Origin of the sequence: Enterobacter sp. T2 (assembly GCF_010692925.1) — a bacterium.
Lineage (GTDB): Bacteria > Pseudomonadota > Gammaproteobacteria > Enterobacterales > Enterobacteriaceae > Enterobacter > Enterobacter kobei.
The window spans coordinates 3,606,604-3,631,924 of the sequence record NZ_CP048736.1 but is presented as its reverse complement, the minus strand read 5'-3'; the positions used below and the strand labels follow the sequence as shown (position 1 = coordinate 3,631,924).

Genomic DNA, 25,321 nt, shown 5'->3' with positions numbered 1-25,321 from the left:
GGTGACAGGGCTCTGACATTACAGAATACGGCTGATAAGTCGGTCGATACGGATACGACGTAAACGGCGGATCAACTTACGGACTTTCACCGGATAATCGGCAATGCTCTGTAGTTCGCGGTAATGGTTAACCACCGTAGTATGCGTGCGAATCAACTCCAGCTCACGTTCACGCTGGGCGGCTAACTCATGCTGCGGGTCATGGATGAGAATGGCGTTTTCCAGATCCAGTCTCCAGGCGCGTGGGTTAAGGTTGTTACCGGTCAGCAGCATCCACTCATCGTCGACCCACATTCCTTTCAGGTGGTAACTGTTGTCTTCATCTTTCCACAGACGCACAACCAGCTGGTCAGTGTTGACGTAATACTGTAAACGGCTCAGGAAACGACGCAGGTTAATCTCATAAAGATAAGGCAGCGCACCGATGATTTTGAACGGCTGGTCTTCAGGGATGAAAAAGTCGTTTGCTGTTTTATCGCCGACGATAATTTCCACTTTTTTACCGTCGCGCAGTAGCTGAATGATATTTCGCACCAGCACGGCAGGAAGGTTGAAGTATGGCGTACAGATGGTGAGTTTCTGCTCTGCACATGGCATCAAATGGAAGATCGTTTTGTTCAGCAGGCTTGATTTGCCGAGCCCTACCAGCGGGGTAACAGATAACTCTTCGTTGTTCGCATCGCCCTGGAAATGGTAGACCGCATCGCGCAACTCCTGGCGGAAAGCGCGAACATCATTTTTGATCTCCGGGCTTTTAGGACGCTCAGGATCGTCAAGGCGATTAACACCACGACCGTGTACCAGGTTTTTATCAACCCAGTTGAACATGATATCGGCCATCTGTGGATTACGAATCAGGTGGTAGCGGTCGTAGCGATATTTATCGAGCTGATGAAGGTAGACATCATTCAGGCTTGCGCCGCTGTACAGGACGCTGTCATCAATGATGAACCCTTTAAAATGAAGGACACCGAGTGCTTCACGGGTATTAACGGGTACGCCATAAACAGGGACATCGACGCCAGGATTTTCCTGCGCCGTGCGGCAATACCAGTCTGCATTAGTATTGGAAGCGGCTGCGCCGATACGGCCACGCTGAGCGCGATGCCAGTCAACCAGTACGCGAACATCCAGTTCCGGACGCTGACGTTTAGCTTCATAGAGTGCGTTGAGGATCGCACGACCGCCTTCATCTTGTTCAAGATACAGGGCCACAATGCAAATGCGTCGCGTGGCGCTGGCAATCTTTTCCAGAAGCGTTTCCCGAAAATGAGCGGGAGCATAAAAGAACTCTACATCATCAACTGACTGAGAAATCTTCGGTAGTTGAGCAAGGTGTTGTTGATGTTTATTACGCTTAAATTTTGACAACATCACAGTGCGTTTCTTCTCTGTTCATTGAAGGGTTGTCTGTACCATGCAAACAACATAAGCGGACAATGATACCACCAGTCCCGTCCAAAGTGGGTAACATTTCCAGTAGGTTACTCGTGTTTGTCTGCTGATGTCAGGATGAGGGACAAGGCAACAATACCTTCCTCCAGCTGAATATCAACGTCAAATCCGAGTTTTCGCGCCAGGGTCACCATACCGCGATTGTTTGGCATAGTAATGCCATTCAGGCGCAACAATCCGTGATCTCGCGTATAACTGATGAGTTTTTCCAGCAGTCGTCTACCCAGCCCCAGGCCTTTAAGATCGGAGCGCACCAGCACGGCAAACTCCGCATCGACATTATCCGGGTCAGAAATGGCTCGCGTGACGCCGAGGATCTCATCATCATGACCTGCACGACGCACTGCAACAAACGCCATTTCTCGATCGTAGTCGATCTGGGTCATATTGGCTAAATCATCGTGGGTAAATTCGTTGATTTCGCTAAAATAGCGGTAGTAGAGATCTTCTTTCGTAACCTGAGAGATAAAGGCCCGCAGCTGGGGTTCATCTTCCGGCAGAATTGGGCGGAACAGGACGCGTTCCCCGTTTTTCATCTCTACCCACTCCTCCAGATGCAGAGGATATGGACGGATTGCCAGGCGACTCTCTCTGTCCCCTTCGAAGGGCGCGATATCCAGCGTCACGTCCAGCGCCGTAAACTCATTGCCGGAAGCGAGTAGCGGATGGATATCCAGCCGCTGGATCTCGGCACAATCCACGATCAGATTAGACACCTGCACCAGGAATTGACTTAACCCGGCAATATCGAGCGGACGCAAGGCACTGCGGCCACGGATCTTTTTGCTTTTAATCGCCTGAATGATCAGATAGCGCGCGAGGTTCATGTTCAGCGGCGGTAAAGCAACGACAGCCTGTTCCTCCGGGTGCCACTCCACGCCACCTTCTCCCAGCATAATAAGCGGGCCGAAGACGGGATCGTGCTCTACCACGACTCGTAGTTCCTGAGCGCCTGCGCGGTTAGCCATGCTTTGTACCAGCAGTCCGTGGATCCGGGCCTGCGGCCAGGCCATCTTAACGCGGTCAAAAATGGCATCAGCTGCCTGCTGTACCTCCGTTGCCGTACGCAGATACAGCATGACACCCTGAACATCTGATTTATGCGGTATATCGGGAGAGCGCAGCTTAAGAGCGACCGGATAGCCAATCTGCTCCGCAATATGTACTGCCTCGGCGCTGTCGCTGGCGATCCAGGTTGGCAGGGTTTGCATCCCGTAGCTGCCCAGAATGGGCTGCACTTCATGCGTATCAAGCGATGTCGCGCCCTCTTCAATAGCCTGCTGCAAGAGTCGATGAACGTCGACGGTATTCGCCGTCAGGTTACCAGGTAGCGCCGGGGTTTCGCGTAGCTGCTTCTGATTGCGGCGATATTCCACCATATGCATAAATGCGGTGATAGTCCCTTCCGGCGTACGGTAGGTTGGCAGACCGGCTTCGCTGAACAGACGTCGTGCCTCCTGAGATGAAAACTCACCGCACCAGTTTGTCAGCAGAGTGACATATTTGCCACGCGGATGGTTGCGTACAGCTTCAATTAACGCGCGCGCACTTTCACTGCCCGGCGCGACTGCGCTGGGGGAGTGGATAATCATCAATGCATCGAAGTCCTGACTATCCAGCAAAATTGAGATAGCCCGAATATAGCGATCGCTGCTGGCGTCATCGCGCAAATCAAGCGGATTGCCGGGCATCACGCTTGTCGGAAGCGCCTCTCTGAGGCGTTGAAGCGTCTCTTCACCCAGCGTTGCCAGCTTTCCGTTGCGCAGCCACAGTTCATCCAGCGCAAGCGCAGCAGGGGCCGCACCATTGCTGACAATCATTAACTTCTCGCCACGCAGTGGGCGCATGTGGCTGAGCGTCTCAACGGCGGAAAAAAGCTCGTGCGTATCCTGCACCCGCAGTAACCCCGCGCGCTGGATGGCGGCATCCCAGGCGGGATCCATGCCGGAATGAGACTGCAGGAGACGCTGGGCAGCAGGACTGCGACCGCTTTTGATAACCAGGATCGGCTTATTGCGCGAAGCACTTCGTGAAGCCGATACAAAACGACGGGCTTCGCTCAGATGCTCAAGATAAAGGAGTATCGCGCTGGTTTTGCTGTCACGAGCCAGGAAATCCAGAAGCTCATCAACGTCGATATCCAGGCTGTCGCCCAGGGCAATGAAGTAGGAGAACCCCATTTCGCGCTGTTGCGCCCAGTCGAGGATAGTGTTCGATACTGCAGCCGACTGCGAGATAAACGCCAGTTTGCCTTTGCGGATCGGTACCGGGGAGAAACTGGCATTCAACCCCTGCCAGGGGGCGAGCAGGCCCAGGCTATTCGGGCCAAGGATACGCATCTGGTAGCGGCTGGCGTAGGCGAGCAGTTCGGGTTGCTGTTCAGGTGGAGACGAGAGAATAATGCAGGTTTTACACCCTTTCTTGCCAAGTGCTTCCAGCAGTTCCAGATTGCGTTTCGCATTCGTACACAGCACGGCGAGGTCCGGCACAAAAGGCAGGCTCTGCACATCTGGCCATGCCAGCACCCCCTGAACGGCCTTATAAGCCGGCGTGACGGGCATGACGGGGCCATTAAATCCTCCCGCGAGCAGGTTGCGCATCATCAGATAGCCTGCCCGATCCGGTTTCATGGATGCGCCGATAACGGCAATGGATTTAGGACGTAATAGCGCTTCTAACCCTCGCTGGCTCATGCAAGTCTCCCGTGATTGCAAGCGACCTGATGATTTTAAACGCTTTCTGACGCTGTTGCTGTGATGCTGCCCTTATGAATGGTTTTTCCCGCCAGATAGCGTTCCCGGAAACAAGAGAAATGGTTGCCCAGGGCGCCGGCTGCTGCGGTATCCCCGGCTAAATCCAGCAGCGCGATGGCCACCTCGGCGGTGCAATATTGTCCGTCAGCATGCGCTTCACGCAGGCGATAAGCCGAGACGCGGGAAAGATCGACAGAAATGACCGGCAGCGCGTCAAGGTAAGGGCTTTTGCGAAACATTTTCCGCGCTTCGGTCCATGTGCCGTCCAGCATAATAAACAGCGGTGGCTTACCGGATGGTGGCGCCGAAAGCACCTGACGATTGTCGCCTGCGTAAGAGGCCGGGAAAACGACCATCGGCTGATAGTCCGGGTTTGTCACCAGATCGAGCAGGGCCTGTGGCGGCTCGGTGCGGGACCATTGAAACGCGGCAGTATCCGGCAGAATATCGGCAATCAGCCGCCCTGTATTACTGGGTTTCATCGGCTCGGTATCAAACATGACCAGACAAAAACGGCTTTTAGCCGTACTGGGTGCCAGCGTTTCGCACAGGCAAACTTTAAGCGGAAGCAGGCAGCGCTGGCAGCGACGAATGCGATTGCCACGGGCAAGAAAAGGACGAGTGGCGCGCGCAAGGCGTTCGGCGCGTAACAGGAGGACAGCGTTATCGGTCATGGGCGAAGTGAAGGAAAAACGCCATTTTCGCAGAGGCGGGAGCGGGGCACAAGATGTGCCCCGTGAAAGTTACAGTGATTCGTTTAACCAGCTGTCAAACGGCGCTTTCGGTACTGCGCCATTGAGCATGTCGACGACTTCACCGTTTTTAAAGATCATAATGGTAGGGATGCTGCGAATGCGGAAACGTGCGCTAAGCTCGCGTTCCGCCTCGGTATTCACCTTAACAAAACGCATCTTACCGCTGCGCTCTTCGGCCACGTCTTCAAAGATTGGCGCGAAGCTTCGGCATGGACCGCACCACGGTGCCCAGAAATCGACCACCACCGGGAGATCGTCCTTGAGGAGTTTGTCCAGCGTAGCACCCGTCGCGTTAATGACATCGCCATCAAACAGTTCGTGGCCACAACGTCCGCATTTCGCACCATCGTCAATCCGATCGTCGGGAATGCGATTAAGAGCCTGACAGTTGGCACATACGGTATTCATAACTAACCTCTGATAGAGCCGTGGGACAGCGGCAGAACGCTGATAATGTTTCTAATATGTTACATATTATCAATGAGCCTGTTTGAAACAACAATGCGTTTTATTCAATGAGAACAATAGTCACAGGCTTTTGTACGAAATTATGGCTATGCGCTGGCACATCGGGTAATCTGCGCGCTTCGCGCAGCGCTGGTGGAGAAAAGCATGAACGACGAAATGAAAAATAAAAGCGGCAAGGTCAAAGTGATGTATGTCCGCAGTGATGATGACTCTGATAAACGCACCCAAAATCCGCGTACCGGAAAAGGTGGCGGGCGTCCGGCGTCTTCTCGTGCAGACGGTGGCCGTCGCCCCGCCCGCGATGACAGAAACACCCGCGGTGATGACCGCAAACGTGACGATCGCAAACGCGATGACCGTCCGCGTTCCGACCGCCCACGCAGTGACCGTCCACGCGACGATCGTCCGCGTGATGACTTCTCGCGTGACAACGCCTCCCCGTGGCGCACCGTTTCTCGCGCCCCGGGCGATGAGACGCCAGAGAAAGCCGATCACGGCGGTATCAGCGGCAAAAGCTTTATCGATCCGGAAGTGCTGCGCCGTCAGCGTGCGGAAGAGACCCGCGTGTATGGCGAGAACGCCTGCCAGGCGCTGTTCCAGAGCCGCCCTGAGTGTATCGTCCGCGCCTGGTTTATCCAGAGCGTGACCCCGCGCTTTAAAGAAGCACTGCGCTGGATGGCTGCGAACCGTAAAGCCTACCACGTGGTGGATGATGCCGAGCTGACCAAAGCGTCCGGTACCGAGCACCACGGCGGCGTCTGCTTCCTGATTAAAAAACGTAACGGCACCACCGTGCAGCAGTGGGTCAGCCAGGCGGATGCCGATGACTGCGTGCTGGCGCTGGAAGATGTAGGCAACCCGCACAACCTGGGCGCGATGATGCGCAGCTGCGCGCACTTTGGCGTGAAGGGTGTGCTGTTACAGGATGCCGCACTGCTGGAATCCGGTGCCGCTATCCGCACTGCAGAAGGCGGAGCGGAGCATGTGCAGCCGATCACCGGCGACAGCGTGCTGGACGCCCTTGAGCAGTTCCGTAAAGCGGGTTATTCCATCGTGACCACGTCGAGCCATGCTGGTACGCCGCTGTTTAAAGCGACGCTGCCGCGTAAAATGGTGCTGGTATTAGGTCAGGAACGTGACGGTCTGTCTGACGCGGCGCTTTCCAGCGCTGATCTGAGCGTCTCTATCGACGGGACAGGTAATGTAGAAAGTTTGAACGTGTCCGTTGCGACCGGCGTACTGCTGGCGGAATGGTGGCGTCAGAATAAGGCATAAGCCTCTCAATGTGCCGGGTCTGGCCCGGCACATTCAAATCCTACTCGCTCTTTGCCGGTAACTCTGGCATCCAGTCAATTGGCGTTTCGCCACGTTTTTCCAGCCATTCATTCGCCAGAACAAAGTGATTACTGCCGAAGAAACCGCGATGTGCCGACAGCGGAGACGGGTGCGGCGCTTTTAAAACGTGATGGCGCTGACGGTCGATAATCGCCCCTTTCTTCTGCGCGTGAGAACCCCACAGTAAAAACACCACGCCTTCACGATGTTCGTTGATCAGGCTAATAACCTTATCGGTAAAGGTTTCCCAGCCCAGGCTGGCGTGAGAATGTGCCTGACCCGCCCGTACAGTGAGTACCGTATTTAACAGCAGCACACCCTGATGCGCCCAGCTTTCCAGGTAACCGTGGGTGGGGCGGGTAAAGCCAGGAACGGTTCCCTCAAGCTCTTTATACATATTGAGCAGAGAAGGGGGAATAGCCACGCCCGGACGGACGGAGAACGCCAGCCCGTGTGCCTGACCCGGGCCGTGATACGGATCCTGGCCAAGAATGACTACCTTCACATCGCTCAGCTCAGTGTAACGAAAGGCGTTGAACACATCTTTCTGCGGCGGATAAATCGTCTGCCCGGACTGACGTTCAGCTGCAACGGTGCTGAGTGTATTGATAAAATAGGGTTGTTGTTTTTCTTCTGCCAGCACATCGTGCCATGTCAACGGTGTGGTCATCTCGCTCTCCTGCGAATCTCATTCTGTGTCTAGCTTACCTGTTAAACGCCAGTGAGCAAAATGACGCGCTGAAACGTGCGCTAAGTAACTAAATTTATTTTGAAAAGATACACAGCCAGTTGAATTGGTAAGGTGCTGAAATTGATCTAAAACAATAAATTCAAACCACACTCTTTATGTGGTTGGTGTTTTTGTTGATTTAAATCAATAAATCGCCGGGGTGCGAGTGATATATATACACACAAGAAACAATGGTTTTACCAATTGGCCGTGTGAGGCCGACATCAGTTAATGTAGCCTAAGGGAGGCAACACATGATTACAGGTATCCAGATTACTAAAGCTGCAAATGACGATCTGCTCAATTCTTTCTGGCTGCTGGACAGCGAGAAAAACGAAGCACGCTGCGTGGTGGCAAAAGCCGGTTTTACTGAAGATGAGATCGTGCCAGTGAGCAAACTGGGCGAAATCGAATATCGTGAAATCCCAATGGAAGTGAAGCCGGAAGTGCGCGTGGAAGGCGGTCAGCACCTGAACGTTAACGTTCTGCGTCGCGAAACGCTGATGGATGCCGTTGAGCACCCTGAAAAGTACCCACAGCTGACTATTCGCGTGTCTGGCTATGCGGTTCGTTTTAACTCACTGACCCCAGAGCAGCAGCGCGACGTTATCGCGCGTACCTTTACTGAAAGCCTGTAAGGTTCCAGTTTCGGGGGTGAATAAAAAAGCCGGGGAAATCCCCGGCTTTTTCTTACTCTTCAGTTTTCGTATCCTGCGCGGCTGCGCTTGGCTTACGACGCTTACCAATGTTTTTGGTATCGCGGTGGCGTTGCTTAACGCGCGGCTTCTCTTTTTCTTTCTCTTTTCTCTCAGCGCGTTTTGCGAGTGCTTTCTTGGACGGTTTGCCCGTCATTTTTTCACTCGGCGCGCGGGTAGTTGGGCGCAGGCCGTCAATGACGCGAGATTTCAGCGGCTCATCAACATAGCGACCAATTTTTTGCAGCAGCAGGTGATCGTGCGCTTCAACCAGTGAAATCGCAGTACCTTTACGTCCGGCGCGACCGGTACGGCCAATGCGGTGCAGATAGGTATCACCACTGCGCGGCATATCGAAGTTGATCACGTGGCTCACGTCCGGAATGTCGATCCCACGCGCGGCAACGTCTGTCGCCACCAGCACGTTCACGCGGCCATCGGTCAGGCGTTTGATGCCTTCGGTACGCTTAACCTGCGCCATCTCACCTTCGAGGTAGCAGTTATTAATGCCCGCATTACGCAGCATTTCTGCCAGCTCGTGCACGCGCTCGCGTTTACGCACAAAGACGATGGTACGCAGAGCATCTTCCTGCTTCAGCAGGTGCTTCAGTAATTCGACCTTGTGCTCAAGGTTGTCCGCACGGTAATACCACTGATGGATCTTCTTGCGCTCACGCGTAGAGGGCGTCGCAGAGACTTCAACCGGATCTTCCAGCAGACGCTCGGCGAAATCTTTAATCGCGTCCCCTTCAAGGGTGGCAGAGAACAGCATCGTCTGGTTACGCCAGCGCGTCTCGCCCGCAATATGTTCGATATCCTGTGCGAAGCCCATGTCCAGCATGCGGTCGGCTTCATCCAGAATCAGCGTTTCTACCGCGCGGCAGTCGAAGTTCTCTTCTTTAATGTACTGCAGCAAACGGCCCGTCGTCGCAACAACGATATCCTGGTTTTCGCTGAACACTTCGGCGTGGTTCATATACGCCACGCCGCCGGTAATAGTGGCGATATCCAGATGGGTGTTAGCCGCCAGCTCACGCGCGTGATCGGCAACCTGCATGGCCAGCTCGCGCGTAGGCGTCAGGATCAAAATACGCGGTGGGCCTGATTTTTTTCGTGGAAAGTCGAGCAGGTGCTGCAACACAGGCAGCAAATAGGCTGCTGTCTTCCCCGTGCCGGTTGGCGCAGAACCGAGCACATCGCGGCCCTCAAGCGCAGGCGGAATGGCCGCTGCCTGAATGGCGGTCGGGCGTGTAAAGCCTTTGCTCTCAAGTGCATTGAGCAGGCTTTCATCGAGTTCAAGTTCGGAAAAAGTCGTTACAGTCATGTTCTACCTCTGTGTGGGGCGCTGATTATAGACGTTACGGCTGTAATCTTCATCTGTTTGTATGGATATCGCTTTGCGGTGCCTTCGCTTTCCCCTATGCTACTCCAGTTTCACTTAGAAGGTTGCCCTGACATGTCTCAACTCAAAGCGCAGTTGCGCCGCGATGGTTTTACGTTTAAACAGTTTTTTGTCGCCCACGATCGCTGTGCCATGAAAGTCGGCACCGACGGTATTTTACTGGGAGCATGGGCCCCTGTCGCAGGTGTTAAACGTATTCTTGATATCGGTACCGGCAGCGGGCTGGTGGCGTTGATGCTGGCCCAGCGTACGGAAGAGCATGTCACGATTGATGCCGTTGAGCTCGATGCGCAGGCTGCAGGGCAGGCGAGTGAAAATGCGGCCGAATCCCCCTGGGCAGCCCGGATTCGCGTTCAATGTGCGGATGTGCTGGTCTGGGCGCCTGAACAAACTGCGCGTTACGATCTTATCGTCAGCAACCCTCCTTACTACGCGCCCGGTGTCGAGTGTGGTACTCCTGAACGTGAACAGGCGCGTTATACCGGTTCACTCGATCATAAAGCACTGCTTACCAGCGCGGCTGAACTCATCTCTGAAGAGGGCTTTTTTTGCGTAGTGTTGCCAGAAAGCACGGGTAATACATTTATTGGTCTGGCGCAGGAGATTGGCTGGACATTACGTTTGCGAACTGACATTTCTGATACGGAAGGACGACTGCCGCACCGCGTGCTGCTGGCGCTCTCGCCAAAAGAAGGTGAATGCTTTAATGACCGTATGGTGATTCGAGGGCCAGACCAGCGTTATTCCGAAGATTACACTGCTCTGACCCAGGCATTTTATCTGTTTATGTGAACCTGCGGAGCCAGTATCGACGGGCCGGATTCAGCAAGCTGATCCGGGTAGTCCAGGGTGTAGTGCAAGCCGCGGCTCTCTTTACGCATCATGGCACAGCGAACAATCAGCTCGGCAACCTGCACCAGATTGCGCAGCTCCAGCAGATTATTGGATACGCGGAAATTGGCATAATATTCATCAATTTCCTGCTGCAGCATAGTAATGCGGCGCAACGCACGTTCCAGACGTTTTGTGGTGCGCACAATCCCTACGTAGTCCCACATAAACAGCCGTAGTTCATGCCAGTTGTGCTGGATCACGACCAGCTCGTCCGGGTTATCCACGCGGCTTTCATCCCAGGCAGGTAAGTGCTCAGTCTCGCGGGCGTAAGGCATGCGTTTCGTGATGTCTTCGGCCGCTGACCAGCCGTACACCAGACACTCAAGCAGCGAGTTCGACGCCATACGGTTCGCGCCGTGAAGGCCGGTATAACTCACCTCGCCGATAGCATACAGACCTTCTACGTCGGTGCGCCCGTGATCGTCAACCATCACGCCCCCGCAGGTATAGTGGGCCGCAGGCACAATGGGCACCGGATCGCGGGTCAAATCAATCCCCAGGTTCAGCAGCTTTTCGTAAATCATCGGGAAATGCTGGCGAATGAATGCGGCTGGCTTATGGCTGATATCGAGATACATGCAGTCCACGCCCAGACGTTTCATTTCATGGTCGATGGCGCGGGCAACGATATCGCGAGGGGCGAGCTCGCCACGCGCGTCAAAGTCCGGCATAAAGCGGGTACCGTCAGGGCGTTTCAGATAAGCGCCTTCACCGCGCAGGGCTTCCGTCAGCAGGAAGTTGCGCGCCTGAGGGTGGAACAGGGCGGTGGGGTGAAACTGATTAAATTCGAGATTCGCCACGCGGCAGCCTGCGCGCCAGGCCATGGCGATACCGTCTCCGGAAGCGATGTCCGGGTTAGTGGTGTACTGATACACCTTTGAGGCGCCGCCCGTCGCCAGTACAACGGCCTTCGCCTGACAGGTTTCAACCTTCTCTTTATTACGGTTCCAGACCCATGCACCCACCACGCGACGCGGACCAGGCAGGCCAATCTTGTCGGAAATAATCAGGTCAACGGCATTACTGCGCTCAAGAACCCGAATATTAGGATGGTTAAGCGCTTTACCCACCAGCGTGGTCTCCACCTCTTTACCGGTGGCATCCGCTGCGTGCAGGATGCGGCGGTGGCTATGGCCGCCTTCGCGCGTGAGGTGGTAGCTCTCTTCACCGTTAGGCTGAATCTGGGTATCAAATAATACGCCCTGATCGATGAGCCACTGAACGCAATGGCGGGCATTGCTGGCAACGAACTCTGCGGCGTGCGCATCCACGATCCCGGCGCCGGCAATCAACGTATCTTCTACGTGCGACGCTATGCTGTCGGTCTCGTCAAACACGGCGGCAATGCCGCCCTGGGCATAAAATGTGGAACCTTCACTAATCGGTCCTTTGCTCAGAACGATAACGTTTTGATGCTCGGCCAGGCGCAGCGCCAGAGAGAGACCGGCAGCGCCGCTACCGATGATCAGGACATCACAATGGAGTTCAGATGTTGTGTTCATGATTGTTGTTTAATTTACTAAACATTGTTGGGTCAGAATAGCACCTGAGTGCGATTTATCGCACGTTTTTTTTTAAAGGTTGTTGCAATGGCTAAACTCGTAAGACGGAGTAAATAGCGGGTAAAGGAATGAAATTATTTTGCGAAGCAGATCGTTAGCGTCAGATTTTGTGGTGAAATAAAGACTGGGTTGCGTTACTCTTCTCGCGGGAAAAAAGATGTTTCTTGTCAGAAAGTGGTGCGTATCGTGAACAGACTTATAATGAGAGAAAATGAACAGTCTGCGGCGCGATGAACAAAAACAAAGGCGTTACGGAACTTATTGACGATCGGACACTCTAACTCGGTGCTTGCTCAAAGTGCGGTGTTTTTAGAGTGGCGTTTCGATAACGCGTGGAATTTAGGTTTGGGGAGACATTACCTCGGATGAGCGAGCAGTTAACGGACCAGGTCCTGGTTGAACGGGTCCAGAAGGGAGATCAGAAAGCCTTTAACTTACTGGTGGTGCGCTACCAGCATAAGGTGGCGAGTCTGGTTTCCCGCTATGTACCGTCAGGTGATGTGCCTGATGTGGTGCAAGAGTCTTTTATTAAGGCCTATCGCGCGCTGGATTCTTTCCGGGGAGATAGTGCTTTTTATACCTGGCTGTACCGTATTGCTGTTAATACGGCAAAGAATTATCTGGTTGCTCAGGGGCGTCGTCCGCCGTCCAGTGATGTAGACGCTATCGACGCCGAAAACTTCGAAAGTGGCGGTGCGCTGAAAGAAATTTCGAACCCTGAGAACTTAATGTTGTCAGAAGAACTGAGACAAATTGTTTTTCGCACGATCGAGTCGCTCCCGGAAGATTTACGCATGGCAATTACGTTACGGGAGCTTGATGGTCTGAGCTATGAAGAGATAGCCGCTATCATGGATTGTCCGGTCGGCACGGTGCGTTCACGAATCTTCCGTGCGCGAGAAGCTATTGATAATAAAGTTCAACCGCTTATCAGGCGTTGACGATAGCGGGATACTGGAAAAGGTATTAGGCATGCAGAAAGAAAAACTTTCCGCTTTAATGGATGGTGAGACGCTGGATAGTGAGCTGCTCAACGAGCTGTCTCATTCTCCCGAAATGCAAGAGACCTGGGAGAGTTACCATCTCATCCGTGACACGCTGCGCGGCGATACCGGCGAGGTTCTCCATTTCGATATCTCTGCCCGCGTGATGGCGGCCATTGAGAATGAGCCTGTTCATCAGACCACTCCGCTGATTCCTGAAGCTCAACCTGCACCTCACCAGTGGCAGAAAATGCCGTTCTGGCAAAAGGTGCGTCCGTGGGCCAGCCAGCTCACCCAAATGGGGGTTGCTGCATGCGTATCGCTTGCAGTTATCGTTGGCGTCCAGCACTATAATACTCAGTCTGAAACTAATCAGCAGCCAGAAGCGCCAGTGTTTAACACACTGCCGATGATGGGCAAAGCGAGCCCGGTTAGCTTGGGCGTACCGGCTGATGCTTCCGCCAGCGGCGGTCAGCAACAGCAGGTGCAGGAGCAGCGCCGTCGCATTAATGCGATGTTGCAGGATTACGAGTTGCAGCGTCGTCTGCACTCTGAACAGCTTCAGTTTGAGCAGGCCCAAACCCAGCAAGCTGCTGTGCAGGTGCCCGGAAACCAAACTTTAGGAACGCAATCGCAGTAATGAAGCAACTTTGGTTCGCCATGTCTCTGATGGCGGGTAGCCTGTTCTTCTCTGCCAACGCCTCGGCTGATGTTTCATCCGGGGCGTTGTTGCAGCAAATGAATCTGGCCAGCCAGTCACTCAATTACGAGTTGGCATTTATTAGCATCAATAAGCAGGGCGTCGAGTCGTTACGCTATCGTCATGCCCGTCTTGATAATCAGCCACTCGCCCAGCTTTTACAGATGGATGGTCCGCGTCGGGAAGTTGTCCAGCGAGGCAACGAAATCAGCTATTTCGAGCCTGGCCTGGAGCCTTTCACGCTCAATGGCGACTATATCGTTGATTCTCTGCCATCACTCATCTATACCGACTTCAAGCGGCTGGCCCCTTACTACGATTTTATTTCGGTAGGGCGTACGCGCATCGCAGACAGACTGTGTGAAGTGATCCGCGTGGTTGCTCGCGATGGCACGCGCTACAGCTATATCGTCTGGATTGATGCGGAAACCAAGCTGCCGATGCGTGTGGACCTGCTTGACCGCGACGGTGAAACGCTTGAACAGTTCCGCGTGATCTCCTTCAGCGTGAACAATCAGGTTGGCAACAGCATGCAGAATCTGGCCAAAGCCAGCCTGCCGCCGCTGCTTTCTGTTCCGGCAGGGGATTCCGTTAACTTCAACTGGGTTCCTTCCTGGATCCCGCAAGGCTTTAGCGAAGTGTCCAGCAGCCGTCGTCAGTTGCCAACTATTGACACGCCCGTTGAGTCGCGCCTCTATTCCGACGGTTTGTTCAGTTTCTCGGTGAATATCAACCGCGCAACGGCAAACAGCTCTGAGCAAATGCTTCGTACCGGACGTCGCACGGTGAGCACCACGGTACGTGATAACGCAGAGATCACGATTGTGGGTGAATTACCTCCGCAGACGGCGAAGCGCATTTCAGACAGCATTAAATTCAGGGCCGCGCAATGATTAAAGAGTGGGCAACCGTCGTCTCGTGGCAAAATGGCGTTGCGCGAGTCAGTTGCGATGTCAAAGCCTCATGCAATAGCTGCGCATCCCGTGCCGGGTGCGGCAGCCGCGTGCTGAACAAGCTTGGGCCGCAAACGTCGCATACTATCTCTGTGCCAAGTGAACAGCCGCTGGTGGCGGGGCAGAAGGTTGAACTGGGGATTGCGGAAGGCAGTCTGCTCGGTTCCGCGATGCTGGTCTATCTCTCTCCGTTGGTCGGGTTATTTATCATGGGCGGCCTTTTCCAGACCCTATTTGGTACCGATGTGGCCGCCATGTGTGGTGCCGCGTTGGGGGGCATCGGGGGATTCTGGCTTGCTAAAGGTCTCTCACCGAAGCTTGCCGCGCGCGAAGAGTGGCAGCCTGTCATTCTCAGCGTTGGGTTGGCACCAGACCAGCTTCGTGTCGATACGCTCTCTTCTGAGGCCCGATGATCCATCGGGCTTTATCAATTTTTACGTCCTAATACAGAAAACGCCCTTTCTTCACGCTATACCTGTCTCTAAGTGCATTTCCAGGTAGCGAGGATGTAGTGTAGAATGCTGCGTTTTCGCACTGAAAAACGTCAGGCTAAGAACAGCGGCCTCCAGGAATTCGTAAGGCATAATTATTTAACTATATGAAGAACATACGTAACTTTTCGATCATTGCTCACATTGACCACGGTAAGTCGACGCTGTCTGACCGTATTATCCAGATTTGCGGTGGCCTGTCTGATCGTGAAATGGAAGCCCAGGTTCTGGACTCCATGGACCTGGAACGCGAACGCGGTATCACCATTAAGGCGCAAAGCGTTACGCTGGATTACAAAGCGGCTGATGGTGAAACCTATCAACTGAACTTTATCGACACCCCAGGCCACGTTGACTTCTCCTATGAAGTATCACGCTCGCTGGCGGCCTGTGAAGGTGCGCTGCTGGTCGTCGATGCCGGGCAGGGTGTTGAAGCCCAGACCCTGGCAAACTGCTATACCGCGATGGAAATGGATCTCGAGGTTGTGCCGGTTCTGAATAAAATCGACCTGCCAGCTGCCGATCCTGAACGCGTCGCGGAAGAGATTGAAGATATTGTCGGCATTGACGCGACGGATGCCGTGCGCTGCTCCGCGAAAACCGGTGTGGGCGTGACCGATGTGCTGGAACGCCTGGTACGTGACATCCCGGCCCCGGAAGGTGACCCGGATGGCCCACTGCAGGCGCTGATCATCGACTCCTGGTTCGATAACTACCTTGGTGTTGTCTCTCTGGTGCGTATTAAAAACGGCACCATGCGTAAAGGCGACAAAATCAAGGTGATGAGTACCGGACAGGTCTACAACGCCGACCGTCTGGGTATCTTCACGCCAAAACAGGTTGACCGTACCGAGCTGAAATGCGGCGAGGTAGGCTGGCTGGTTTGTGCCATTAAAGACATCCTCGGCGCGCCAGTGGGCGATACCCTGACCGGTGCGCGTAATCCGGCAGATAAAGCGCTGCCAGGTTTTAAAAAGGTGAAACCGCAGGTTTACGCAGGTCTGTTCCCGGTCAGCTCAGATGACTATGAAAACTTCCGTGATGCGCTCGGTAAACTGAGCCTGAACGATGCTTCCCTGTTCTACGAGCCAGAAAGCTCAACGGCGCTGGGCTTCGGTTTCCGCTGTGGCTTCCTCGGCCTGCTGCACATGGAGATCATTCAGGAGCGTCTGGAACGTGAATACGATCTGGATCTGATCACCACCGCACCGACTGTTGTGTATGAGGTAGAAACCACCTCGAAAGAAGTGATCTACGTCGATAGCCCGTCCAAGCTGCCGCCGCTGAACAATATCCACGAACTGCGAGAGCCGATTGCAGAGTGTCACATGCTGCTGCCACAGGAGTTCCTGGGCAACGTCATTACACTGTGTATTGAGAAGCGTGGCGTGCAGACCAACATGGTCTACCACGGTAACCAGGTGGCGCTGACCTATGAAATCCCGATGGCGGAAGTGGTACTCGACTTCTTCGATCGCCTGAAGTCTACCTCCCGTGGCTATGCGTCCCTGGATTACAACTTCAAGCGTTTCCAGGCCTCCAACATGGTGCGTGTGGACGTGCTGATCAACGGTGAGCGTGTGGATGCGCTGGCCCTGATCACCCACAACGACAATGCGCCGTACCGTGGTCGCGAGCTGGTTGAGAAAATGAAAGATCTGATCCCGCGTCAGCAGTTCGACATCGCGATTCAGGCGGCCATTGGTAACCACATTATCGCGCGTTCTACGGTGAAACAGCTGCGTAAAAACGTTCTGGCGAAGTGCTACGGCGGTGACGTCAGTCGTAAGAAAAAGCTGCTGCAGAAGCAGAAAGAAGGTAAGAAGCGTATGAAGCAGGTCGGTAACGTTGAGCTGCCACAGGAAGCATTCCTTGCCATTCTTCATGTTGGTAAAGACGGCAAATAACCTTTAAGGAGTTGGCATGGCGAACATGTTTGCCCTGATCCTGGTCATTGCTACCCTGGTGACAGGTCTGCTGTGGTGTCTGGATAAGTTTATCTTCGCCCCAAAACGCCGTGAGCGTCAGGCTGCCGCACAGGCAGCCACTGGCGACCAGCTGGATGCGAAAACCCTGAAAAAAGTCGGCCCGAAACCGGGCTGGCTGGAAACGGGCGCCTCGGTATTCCCGGTGCTGGCCATTGTTCTGGTGGTGCGATCGTTTATTTACGAGCCGTTCCAGATCCCATCCGGTTCAATGATGCCAACGCTGCTGATTGGTGATTTTATTCTGGTAGAGAAGTTTGCCTACGGCATTAAAGATCCTATCTACCAGAAAACGCTGATCGAAACCGGTCATCCGAAGCGTGGCGACATCGTGGTGTTCAAATACCCGGAAGATCCGCGTCTGGACTACATCAAGCGTGCGGTTGGCCTGCCGGGTGATAAAGTGACCTACGATCCGGTCGCCAAGGAAGTTACCGTTCAGCCTGGCTGCAGTTCTGGCACCGCGTGTGAAAACGCACTGCCCATCACCTACTCAAACGTTGAGCCGAGTGATTTTGTGCAGACCTTTGCCCGTCGTAACGGCGGTGAAGCGACCAGCGGGTTCTTCCAGGTGCCAAAAGGCGAAACCAAAGAGAACGGTATTCGTCTGGTCGAGCGCAAAGAGACGCTGGGTGATGTGACTCACCGTATCCTCACGGTGCCAATCGCGCAGGATCAGGTGGGTATGTATTATCAGCAGCCGGGTCAGCAGCTGGCGAGCTGGATTGTACCGCCGGGACATTACTTCATGATGGGTGATAACCGCGATAATTCTGCGGACAGTCGTTACTGGGGCTTTGTGCCGGAAGCGAATTTGGTCGGTAAAGCCACCGCAATCTGGATGAGTTTTGAGAAACAGGAAGGCGAATGGCCGACCGGTGTACGCCTGAATCGCATTGGCGGAATCCATTAATTCTTAATAAATGAACGCGTAGCCGCTTTAATTAGCGGCTACGTGAATTATTTCCTCGATAAATCTCTTTGAACTAACGACATCCCCTGTCGTTGTGTATAGAATATTCCCCCGAAGTTTAAGGTTGGCCCTGCAAGGGTGCCACGGCACACGAAACCGCGTTGGTTTTCTCAGGTCGGTTTCGTGTGCTGCATTTTTGACGCATTCATTTATTGGTATCGCATGAACCCCATCGTAATTAATCGGCTTCAACGGAAGCTGGGCTACACTTTTCATCATCAGGAGTTGTTGCAACAGGCATTAACCCACCGCAGTGCCAGCAGCAAGCATAATGAGCGTCTTGAGTTTTTAGGCGACTCAATTTTAAGTTTCGTGATTGCGAATGCGCTTTATCATCGTTTCCCGCGTGTTGACGAGGGGGATATGAGCCGCATGCGTGCCACGCTGGTTCGGGGGAATACCCTTGCGGAAATCGCGCGCGAATTTGAACTGGGCGAATGTCTGCGTCTTGGGCCGGGTGAACTGAAAAGCGGCGGCTTCCGTCGTGAATCTATTCTTGCCGATACGGTCGAAGCATTAATTGGTGGTGTGTTCCTGGACAGCGATATCCAGACCGTAGAAAAGCTGATCCTCAACTGGTATCAGAGCCGTCTGGACGAAATCAGCCCGGGCGATAAACAAAAAGATCCGAAAACGCGTCTGCAGGAATATTTGCAGGGCCGTCATCTGCCGCTGCCATCTTATCTGGTGGTGCAGGTACGTGGTGAAGCGCACGATCAGGAATTTACCATCCATTGCCAGGTCAGTGGCCTGAGTGAACCGGTGGTGGGCACAGGTTCAAGCCGTCGTAAGGCTGAACAGGCTGCCGCCGAACAGGCGTTAAAAATGCTGGAGCTGGAATGAGCGAAGAAAAAACGTATTGCGGATTTATTGCCATCGTCGGACGTCCGAACGTCGGCAAATCCACCCTGCTGAATAATCTGCTTGGGCAGAAGATTTCTATTACCTCGCGTAAGGCGCAGACCACGCGTCACCGCATTGTCGGCATCCATACTGAAGGCGCGTATCAGGCGATCTACGTCGATACTCCGGGCCTGCACATGGAAGAGAAGCGTGCCATTAACCGTCTGATGAACAAAGCGGCGAGCAGCTCGATTGGTGATGTAGAACTGGTCATTTTCGTTGTGGAAGGCACCCGCTGGACACCGGACGACGAAATGGTGCTGAACAAGCTACGTGACGGCAAAACGCCGGTCATCCTCGCGGTCAATAAAGTTGACAACGTGCAGGAAAAGGCTGACCTGCTGCCGCATCTTCAGTGGCTGGGCAGCCAGATGAACTTCCTCGATATCGTTCCGCTGTCTGCAGAGACTGGCCTGAACGTCGATACCATCGCGGGCATCGTGCGTAAGCATCTTCCGGAAGCGATTCATCACTTCCCGGAAGACTACATCACCGATCGTTCTCAGCGCTTTATGGCGTCTGAAATCATCCGTGAAAAGCTGATGCGTTTCCTGGGCGCGGAACTGCCGTACTCTGTGACGGTGGAGATCGAGCGTTTCCAGACCAACGAGCGCGGCGGCTACGACATTAACGGCCTGATCCTCGTTGAGCGTGAGGGGCAGAAGAAGATGGTGATCGGCAACAAAGGTGCCAAGATCAAAACCATCGGTATTGAAGCCCGTAAAGACATGATGGAGATGTTTGAAGCGCCGGTTCACCTGGAGCTGTGGGTGAAAGTGAAATCTGGCTGGGCCGATGATGAGCGTGCTCTGCGCAGCCTCGGTTACGGCGAAGACCAGTAACCTAAGACGACGAGTATGATGGAAGGATGGCAGCGCGCCTTCGTCCTGCATAGTCGTCCCTGGAGCGAAACCAGCCTGATGCTGGACGTCTTCACGGAAGAGTCCGGTCGCGTGCGCCTTGTAGCGAAAGGCGCACGTTCCAAACGTTCTAATCTGAAAGGTGCCCTACAGCCTTTCACGCCGCTGCTGGTCCGCTTTGGTGGGCGAGGGGAAGTGAAAACCCTGCGCAGCGCTGAAGCCGTCTCCCTGGCGCTTCCTCTTTCTGGTATCACCCTGTACAGCGGTCTGTATGTCAATGAACTCATCTCACGGGTTCTTGAACATGAGACTCGCTTCTCTGAACTTTTCTTCGATTATCTGCACTGTATCCAGGCCCTCGCAGGGGCAACCGGCACGCCTGAACCTGCCTTGCGACGTTTTGAACTGGCGCTGCTGGGGCATCTGGGATACGGCGTCGATTTTCTGCATTGTGCGGGAAGCGGAGACGAGGTCGAAGACGCGATGACCTACCGCTATCGGGAAGAAAAAGGGTTTATCGCCAGTATCGTGATTGATAACAGTACCTTTACCGGGCGCCAGCTTCGGGCGCTTTATGCGCGCGAGTTTCCCGATCAGGACACCCTGCGCGCAGCAAAACGCTTTACCCGGATCGCCCTCAAGCCGTATCTTGGCGGCAAGCCCTTAAAGAGCCGCGAATTATTCAGGCAGTTTATGCCGAAACGTTAACGTTGCCCTCTCCCGGAGGGGGAAGGGAAATGAACCAAAATACCGAGGATTGTCATGGCTGAATTACTGTTAGGCGTCAATATTGATCACATTGCCACGCTGCGTAACGCACGCGGCACGGCTTATCCCGATCCGGTTCAGGCGGCATTTATCGCCGAACAGGCTGGCGCCGACGGCATTACCGTTCACCTGCGTGAAGACCGCCGCCACATCACGGACCGCGACGTGCGTATTCTGCGTCAGACGCTGGATACGCGCATGAATCTGGAGATGGCGGTCACGGAAGAGATGCTGGCCATTGCCTGTGAGACTCAACCCCATTTCTGCTGCCTGGTGCCGGAAAAGCGTCAGGAAGTGACCACCGAAGGCGGTCTGGATGTGGCTGGGCAGATCGATAAAATGCGCGATGCCTGCAAACGTCTGGCGGATGCCGGTATCCTGGTTTCCCTGTTTATCGATGCCGACTTCGCGCAGATCAAAGCCGCAGCGGACGTTGGCGCGCTGTATATCGAAATTCATACTGGCTGCTATGCCGATGCCAAAAACGATGCTGAGCAAGCCAAAGAGCTGGAGCGTATTGCCAAAGCGGCCACCTACGCGGCGAGCCTGGGGCTGAAGGTTAACGCCGGACACGGCCTGACCTACCATAACGTTAAGGCTATCGCTGCCCTGCCGGAGATGCATGAGCTGAATATCGGTCATGCGATTATTGGTCGTGCGGTGATGAGCGGCCTGAAAGAGGCGGTCTCAGAAATGAAACGCCTGATGCTGGAAGCGCGTCAGTAATGGCCATTCTGGGCTTAGGCACTGATATCGTTGAGATAGCCCGCATAGAAGCGGTGATCGCCCGTAGCGGCGAGCGCCTGGCAAGACGCGTGCTCAGCGATAACGAATGGGCCATCTGGGAAGCGCATCAGCAGCCGGTGCGCTTTCTGGCAAAACGTTTTGCGGTAAAAGAGGCGGCAGCCAAAGCGTTCGGTACGGGCATTCGTAACGGCCTGGCGTTTAATCAGTTTGAAGTATTTAACGACGAACTGGGCAAGCCGCGCCTGCGGTTATGGGGCGAGGCGCAAAAGCTTGCTGAGAAACTGGGCGTGAATCACATGCATGTGACGCTCGCGGACGAACGTCACTACGCCTGCGCAACGGTGATTATTGAAAGCTAGAGTTTGTCCGCGTGGTGCAGCAGGACAAACTTATCCCACAGCTGCTCTTCACTCTCAACGTGTGCCGGATCCTTCAGGATGGTATTCGGGATCGGGCACACTTTCTGACAGGTCGGCGTTTCATAGTGGCCGACGCATTCGGTGCAGCGGTCGCTGTTAATCTCATAAATGCTGTCGCCCATCGAAATCGCCTGGTTCGGGCATTCCGGTTCGCACATATCGCAATTGATGCATTTTTTGGTAATTAACAGCGCCATCAGGAAATTCTCAGAAACATCACAAACAGGGCGGGCATTATACGCTCATTCCTTACTCAGACCAGTTTTTTTACCAGCTCTTCACTATGGCGAATGCGCTCTGGCGCCCGCTCTAAATCCTGCTGCACCAGCGCCATAAACAGCAGGTCCGTCAGCATCATTTGCGCACTGGTTGACGAGATCGCCGCGCTGCGCGTGGCCTGCTCTTCGGCAATGGTATACAGACAGCGCGTGGCCCGCTGTTGCAGGGCATTCGGGGTGAACCCGGTGATGGCGAGGATTTTGCCGCCGACGCGCAGCACTTCGTCCGTTGCCATGTTAATCTCGCGGCGCTCACCGGAATAGGAGATGGCCAGCAGCAGATCTTCAGGATCCATCGCCTGCACGGTCGCCAGCAGGGCGTGCATATCCTGCTCGACAATCGCGTTAAAACCGATTTTAGTCAGCTTCCAGCCAAAATTACGCGCCACCAGGCCGGATGCGCCAATACCGGTTAAAATAATACGCCGCGCCGCTCGCAGCATCGCCACGCTTTCCAGTAACTTCTCTTCGGTATTCACGTCGAGGGTGGCATGCATGGCCGCAACGTTCTCTTTAATCAGCTTTTCCCCGACCACACGCATTGGATCATCCCCGCGGATCTGGTTATGCACCGGCATAGATTGCGGATTGGGATTACTCACCAGCGCTTCGCTAATTGCCAGCTTAAGGGCAGGGAAGCCTTTAAAACCGATCTTCTGGGCAAATTTCACAACGCTTGACTGACTTACCCCGGCTTCGCTTGCCAGCTGTTGCGAGCTGAGATGACGGGCGCGGTCAGGCTGAGAAAGCAGAAAGTCCGCCAGTTTTTTGTCGCTTTGAGCAAAGCCGGCGTAGCGCTGGCGAATGCGAATTAAACAGTTCATAAGTACTCCCGGCGGAAATGTGATTGTCTACGCAAATACGAATTTTGCTCGCCTGAATGAATTTTATATTCCATTATAGTGTGATTATTATGAATTAAAAATTCTTGAGGTACAAAAAATGAATCTTGGCTCACTTGTTTCTGAAACGCGTAACCCGCAAACCATGGATCTGGATGCGCTCTCTACTCTGGAGCTGGTTAACCGCTTTAATCAACAGGATACGCTGGTCGCGCAGGCAGTGAAAGAGACATTACCTGAGGTAGCGAAAGCGGTCGATGCGGCGGCGGAAGCCCTCAAAGCGGGTGGCCGCATTATCTATATGGGCGCCGGTACCAGCGGCCGTCTCGGCGTGCTGGACGCCTCCGAATGTCCGCCAACGTTTGGCGTGCCGCATGGGCTGGTGGTCGGGTTGATTGCGGGGGGGCCTGGTGCACTGCTGAAAGCCGTTGAAGGGGCGGAAGATAACAAACAGCTGGGTGAGGATGACCTGAAGGCACTTACTCTGACGGCGAAGGATCTGGTCGTCGGGCTGGCGGCATCCGGGCGCACGCCGTACGTCATTGGCGGTCTGGAATACGCCAACCAGACCGGCTGCACGACGGTCGCCATCTCCTGTAACCCCGGCTCTCCAATCGCTCAGGTGGCCGCCATCGCCATCTCCCCGGTTGTCGGGCCAGAAGCGCTCACCGGCTCCACGCGCCTGAAATCCGGTACCGCGCAAAAGCTGGTGCTCAATATGATCTCCACCGGTGCGATGGTGAAGTTCGGCAAGGTGTATCAGAACCTGATGGTGGATATGCAGGCCACTAACGTCAAGCTGGTGGACAGAGCCTGCCGTATGGTGATGGAGGCGACAGGCGCAGGCCGTGAAGAGGCAGAAGCAGTGCTTAAACAGACCGATCACGATGTCAAACCCGCCATATTGATGATCTTAAGCGGGCTGGATGCGGCAGCCGCGCGAGCCAGACTCGATGCGCATAATGGCTTCTTACGGGCGGCATTAGAAAACTAACAGAGGCGTGTATGGACAAAACAGCAGCGCTCGCCAGCGATATCCTGCGAGGGATCGGCGGAGAAGAGAATATTCAGCGTCTGGAAAACTGCATGACGCGCGTGCGCGTCGAGGTGCATAACGACGACCAGCTGGATGTGCCGGGCCTGAAGAAGCTTTCCGGTGTCAGCGGTTACGTGAAGCAGGGGCAGCAACACCAGCTGATCGTCGGGCCGGGGAAAGCGGCGCAGGTGGTTGATGCCATGCGCGCGCTGATGGGCGGCGGCGCGAGTGTGACGCTCGACGATGCTGCGCGCACCAAAGCGCAGGCGAAGGCGAAATACAAAGCCCCCATGAGCGACGCGCTACGACAGCTGGCAAATGTCTTTATCCCGCTGATCCCGGCGTTTATTGCTTCCGGCTTGATCACCGGGATTATCAATATTCTCAAGCGTCCGGATATCGTCGGGGACTTTGCCACCCAGTATCCGAACCTGTTGGGTATTCTGGGGATCTTCGGCAGCGCGGTGTTTGCCATTATGAACATTCTGGTCGGGGTGAATACTGCCAAAGTGTTTGGCGGTTCGCTGGCGATGGGGGGCGTGATGGCGGGCATTCTCTCCAGCCCGCAGCTGGCGCAAATTACGCTGTTTGGCGAGGCGCTCCAGCCTGGTCGCGGCGGGGTGATTGCCGTGCTGCTGGTGGTCATCCTGATGTGCTGGATTGAGAAAAGACTTCGCGCGGTATTGCCCGGCTCGATTGAACTCATCCTCAACCCCCTGCTGACCACGTTAATTACCGGTAGTGTGGCGATTGTGGTTCTTCAGCCATTAGGGGGATGGATCTCTGATGCCATCGCTCATGGCGCGTCTCTGGCCATTGACCGCGGCGGTTTGTTAGTGGGGGCGGTGCTGTCAGGCACCTTCCTGCCGCTGGTGCTGACCGGTCTGCATCAGGGACTGGTGCCGATCCACGTCGAACTGGTGCAGGCGCACGGTTACAACGCGCTGCTGCCTATACTCTCAATGGCGGGGGTGGGGCAGGTCGGTGCGGCGATTGCCGTACTGCTGAAAACCCGCAACGCACGCCTGAAAAAAGTGATTAAAGGCGCGCTTCCGGTTGGATTGCTCGGCATTGGCGAACCGCTGATTTTTGGCGTCACGTTGCCGCTGGGTAAACCGTTCCTGGCTGCCTGTCTGGGCGGCGCGGTCGGCGGGGCGCTCATCAGCTACTGGAAAGTTGCTACCGTCATTACGTTTGGTCTCTCCGGTTTGCCGCTGGCGTTAACTATCGTGACCGGAAAAGTGATGCTCTATCTGTTAGGCTATTCTGTAGCGGTGATCGCCGGGTTCCTGTTTACCTGGCTGTTAGGATTCAACGACCCAGAGGAGTAAGGT

The 25,321-nt window shown here is 54.6% G+C and carries 26 protein-coding genes; 17 read left to right on the top strand and 9 right to left on the bottom strand.

The genetic code is table 11. The features are described from left to right. Nucleotides 1–18: 18 nt before the first annotated feature. From pssA to trxC, 4 genes are all read right to left on the bottom strand, one after another. Entirely contained in the window at nt 19–1,374 is a 1,356-nt protein-coding gene (pssA, locus tag G0034_RS17410) for a CDP-diacylglycerol--serine O-phosphatidyltransferase (protein WP_023331103.1), read from the bottom strand. Nucleotides 1,375–1,484: 110 nt separating this feature from the next. Beyond that, the gene (locus tag G0034_RS17405) at nt 1,485–4,148 is read right to left on the bottom strand and encodes a bifunctional acetate--CoA ligase family protein/GNAT family N-acetyltransferase (protein ID WP_179121141.1); all 2,664 of its coding nucleotides are present in this window, start codon (nt 4,146–4,148) and stop codon (nt 1,485–1,487) included. A gap of 35 nt (nt 4,149–4,183) precedes the next feature. Then, nucleotides 4,184–4,882, bottom strand: a complete 699-nt coding sequence (tapT, locus tag G0034_RS17400; RefSeq protein ID WP_014884857.1) for a tRNA-uridine aminocarboxypropyltransferase — start codon at nt 4,880–4,882, stop codon at nt 4,184–4,186. Nucleotides 4,883–4,951: 69 nt separating this feature from the next. Continuing rightward, nucleotides 4,952–5,371 carry a thioredoxin TrxC gene (gene trxC, locus G0034_RS17395; protein ID WP_014884856.1) on the bottom strand — a complete coding sequence of 140 codons (420 nt, stop codon included), beginning with the start codon at nt 5,369–5,371 and terminating at the stop codon, nt 4,952–4,954. 204 nt (nt 5,372–5,575) lie between these two features. Here trxC and G0034_RS17390 point away from each other — a divergent pair, with 204 nt between their 5' ends. Then, nucleotides 5,576–6,706, top strand: a complete 1,131-nt coding sequence (locus tag G0034_RS17390; RefSeq protein ID WP_014884855.1) for a tRNA/rRNA methyltransferase — start codon at nt 5,576–5,578, stop codon at nt 6,704–6,706. A gap of 40 nt (nt 6,707–6,746) precedes the next feature. Here the strand turns inward: G0034_RS17390 and ung are convergent, their stop codons facing one another. Continuing rightward, nucleotides 6,747–7,436 (bottom strand): uracil-DNA glycosylase, encoded by a 690-nt coding sequence (gene ung / locus G0034_RS17385; RefSeq protein WP_063434667.1) that lies wholly within the window; start codon nt 7,434–7,436, stop codon nt 6,747–6,749. A gap of 314 nt (nt 7,437–7,750) precedes the next feature. Between ung and grcA the strand changes: the two genes are divergently transcribed. Then, complete coding sequence (gene grcA / locus G0034_RS17380; RefSeq protein ID WP_014884853.1) at nt 7,751–8,134, top strand: autonomous glycyl radical cofactor GrcA; 384 nt, start codon at nt 7,751–7,753, stop codon at nt 8,132–8,134. 52 nt (nt 8,135–8,186) lie between these two features. Here grcA and srmB read toward each other — a convergent pair whose 3' ends face one another. Next, the gene (srmB, locus tag G0034_RS17375) at nt 8,187–9,515 is read right to left on the bottom strand and encodes an ATP-dependent RNA helicase SrmB (RefSeq protein ID WP_014884852.1); all 1,329 of its coding nucleotides are present in this window, start codon (nt 9,513–9,515) and stop codon (nt 8,187–8,189) included. A gap of 132 nt (nt 9,516–9,647) precedes the next feature. On the opposite strand from srmB, the gene trmN reads away from it, so the two are divergent. Then, the gene (gene trmN, locus G0034_RS17370; RefSeq protein WP_032635805.1) at nt 9,648–10,385 is read left to right on the top strand and encodes a tRNA(1)(Val) (adenine(37)-N(6))-methyltransferase TrmN; all 738 of its coding nucleotides are present in this window, start codon (nt 9,648–9,650) and stop codon (nt 10,383–10,385) included. Here trmN and nadB read toward each other — a convergent pair. Further along, complete coding sequence (gene nadB / locus G0034_RS17365) at nt 10,370–11,989, bottom strand: L-aspartate oxidase (RefSeq protein WP_023331098.1); 1,620 nt, start codon at nt 11,987–11,989, stop codon at nt 10,370–10,372. The genes trmN and nadB overlap by 16 nt on opposite strands. Before the next feature lie 345 nt (nt 11,990–12,334). Between nadB and rseD the strand changes: the two genes are divergently transcribed. The 12 genes from rseD (at nt 12,335) to acpS (ending at nt 21,771) form a co-directional block, all read left to right on the top strand. Continuing rightward, entirely contained in the window at nt 12,335–12,418 is an 84-nt protein-coding gene (rseD, locus tag G0034_RS23570; protein WP_223605340.1) for a rpoE leader peptide RseD, read from the top strand. After that, entirely contained in the window at nt 12,415–12,990 is a 576-nt protein-coding gene (rpoE, locus tag G0034_RS17355; protein WP_006176728.1) for an RNA polymerase sigma factor RpoE, read from the top strand. The genes rseD and rpoE overlap by 4 nt, the downstream gene beginning before the upstream one ends. Nucleotides 12,991–13,021: 31 nt before the next feature. After that, complete coding sequence (gene rseA, locus G0034_RS17350; RefSeq protein ID WP_014832926.1) at nt 13,022–13,672, top strand: anti-sigma-E factor RseA; 651 nt, start codon at nt 13,022–13,024, stop codon at nt 13,670–13,672. Further along, nucleotides 13,672–14,625, top strand: a complete 954-nt coding sequence (rseB, locus tag G0034_RS17345; RefSeq protein ID WP_023331097.1) for a sigma-E factor regulatory protein RseB — start codon at nt 13,672–13,674, stop codon at nt 14,623–14,625. The genes rseA and rseB overlap by 1 nt, the downstream gene beginning before the upstream one ends. After that, nucleotides 14,622–15,098, top strand: coding sequence for a SoxR-reducing system protein RseC (gene rseC / locus G0034_RS17340; protein WP_179121140.1), 477 nt, complete (start codon nt 14,622–14,624; stop codon nt 15,096–15,098). The genes rseB and rseC overlap by 4 nt, the downstream gene beginning before the upstream one ends. A 185-nt stretch (nt 15,099–15,283) precedes the next feature. After that, nucleotides 15,284–17,083: a translation elongation factor 4 gene (lepA, locus tag G0034_RS17335; protein WP_014884847.1), complete on the top strand. Its 1,800-nt coding sequence runs from the start codon at nt 15,284–15,286 to the stop codon at nt 17,081–17,083. Between the two features lie 16 nt (nt 17,084–17,099). Continuing rightward, nucleotides 17,100–18,074: a signal peptidase I gene (lepB, locus tag G0034_RS17330; RefSeq protein WP_014884846.1), complete on the top strand. Its 975-nt coding sequence runs from the start codon at nt 17,100–17,102 to the stop codon at nt 18,072–18,074. Nucleotides 18,075–18,296: 222 nt separating this feature from the next. After that, nucleotides 18,297–18,977, top strand: a complete 681-nt coding sequence (gene rnc, locus G0034_RS17325) for a ribonuclease III (RefSeq protein WP_010434072.1) — start codon at nt 18,297–18,299, stop codon at nt 18,975–18,977. After that, nucleotides 18,974–19,879, top strand: coding sequence for a GTPase Era (era, locus tag G0034_RS17320; protein WP_006176722.1), 906 nt, complete (start codon nt 18,974–18,976; stop codon nt 19,877–19,879). The genes rnc and era overlap by 4 nt, the downstream gene beginning before the upstream one ends. 18 nt (nt 19,880–19,897) lie before the next feature. Next, entirely contained in the window at nt 19,898–20,605 is a 708-nt protein-coding gene (gene recO, locus G0034_RS17315; RefSeq protein WP_023331096.1) for a DNA repair protein RecO, read from the top strand. 54 nt (nt 20,606–20,659) lie between these two features. After that, on the top strand, nt 20,660–21,391 hold the full coding sequence (gene pdxJ, locus G0034_RS17310) for a pyridoxine 5'-phosphate synthase (RefSeq protein WP_179121139.1): 732 nt from the start codon (nt 20,660–20,662) through the stop codon (nt 21,389–21,391). Continuing rightward, entirely contained in the window at nt 21,391–21,771 is a 381-nt protein-coding gene (gene acpS / locus G0034_RS17305; RefSeq protein WP_014884843.1) for a holo-ACP synthase, read from the top strand. Before pdxJ ends, acpS begins: the two co-directional genes overlap by 1 nt. Here the strand turns inward: acpS and G0034_RS17300 are convergent. Both G0034_RS17300 and G0034_RS17295 read right to left on the bottom strand, forming a co-directional pair. Further along, nucleotides 21,768–22,028 (bottom strand): YfhL family 4Fe-4S dicluster ferredoxin, encoded by a 261-nt coding sequence (locus G0034_RS17300; protein WP_014884842.1) that lies wholly within the window; start codon nt 22,026–22,028, stop codon nt 21,768–21,770. The two genes, acpS and G0034_RS17300, sit on opposite strands and share 4 nt — an antisense overlap. A 56-nt stretch (nt 22,029–22,084) precedes the next feature. After that, nucleotides 22,085–22,933 (bottom strand): MurR/RpiR family transcriptional regulator, encoded by an 849-nt coding sequence (locus tag G0034_RS17295; RefSeq protein WP_014884841.1) that lies wholly within the window; start codon nt 22,931–22,933, stop codon nt 22,085–22,087. A gap of 118 nt (nt 22,934–23,051) precedes the next feature. On the opposite strand from G0034_RS17295, the gene murQ reads away from it, so the two are divergent. Together murQ and G0034_RS17285 are read left to right on the top strand one after the other, a co-directional pair. Next, nucleotides 23,052–23,945, top strand: a complete 894-nt coding sequence (gene murQ, locus G0034_RS17290) for an N-acetylmuramic acid 6-phosphate etherase (RefSeq protein ID WP_032635831.1) — start codon at nt 23,052–23,054, stop codon at nt 23,943–23,945. A gap of 11 nt (nt 23,946–23,956) precedes the next feature. Next, nucleotides 23,957–25,318 carry a PTS transporter subunit EIIC gene (locus tag G0034_RS17285; RefSeq protein ID WP_014884839.1) on the top strand — a complete coding sequence of 454 codons (1,362 nt, stop codon included), beginning with the start codon at nt 23,957–23,959 and terminating at the stop codon, nt 25,316–25,318. Nucleotides 25,319–25,321 lie beyond the last annotated feature (3 nt).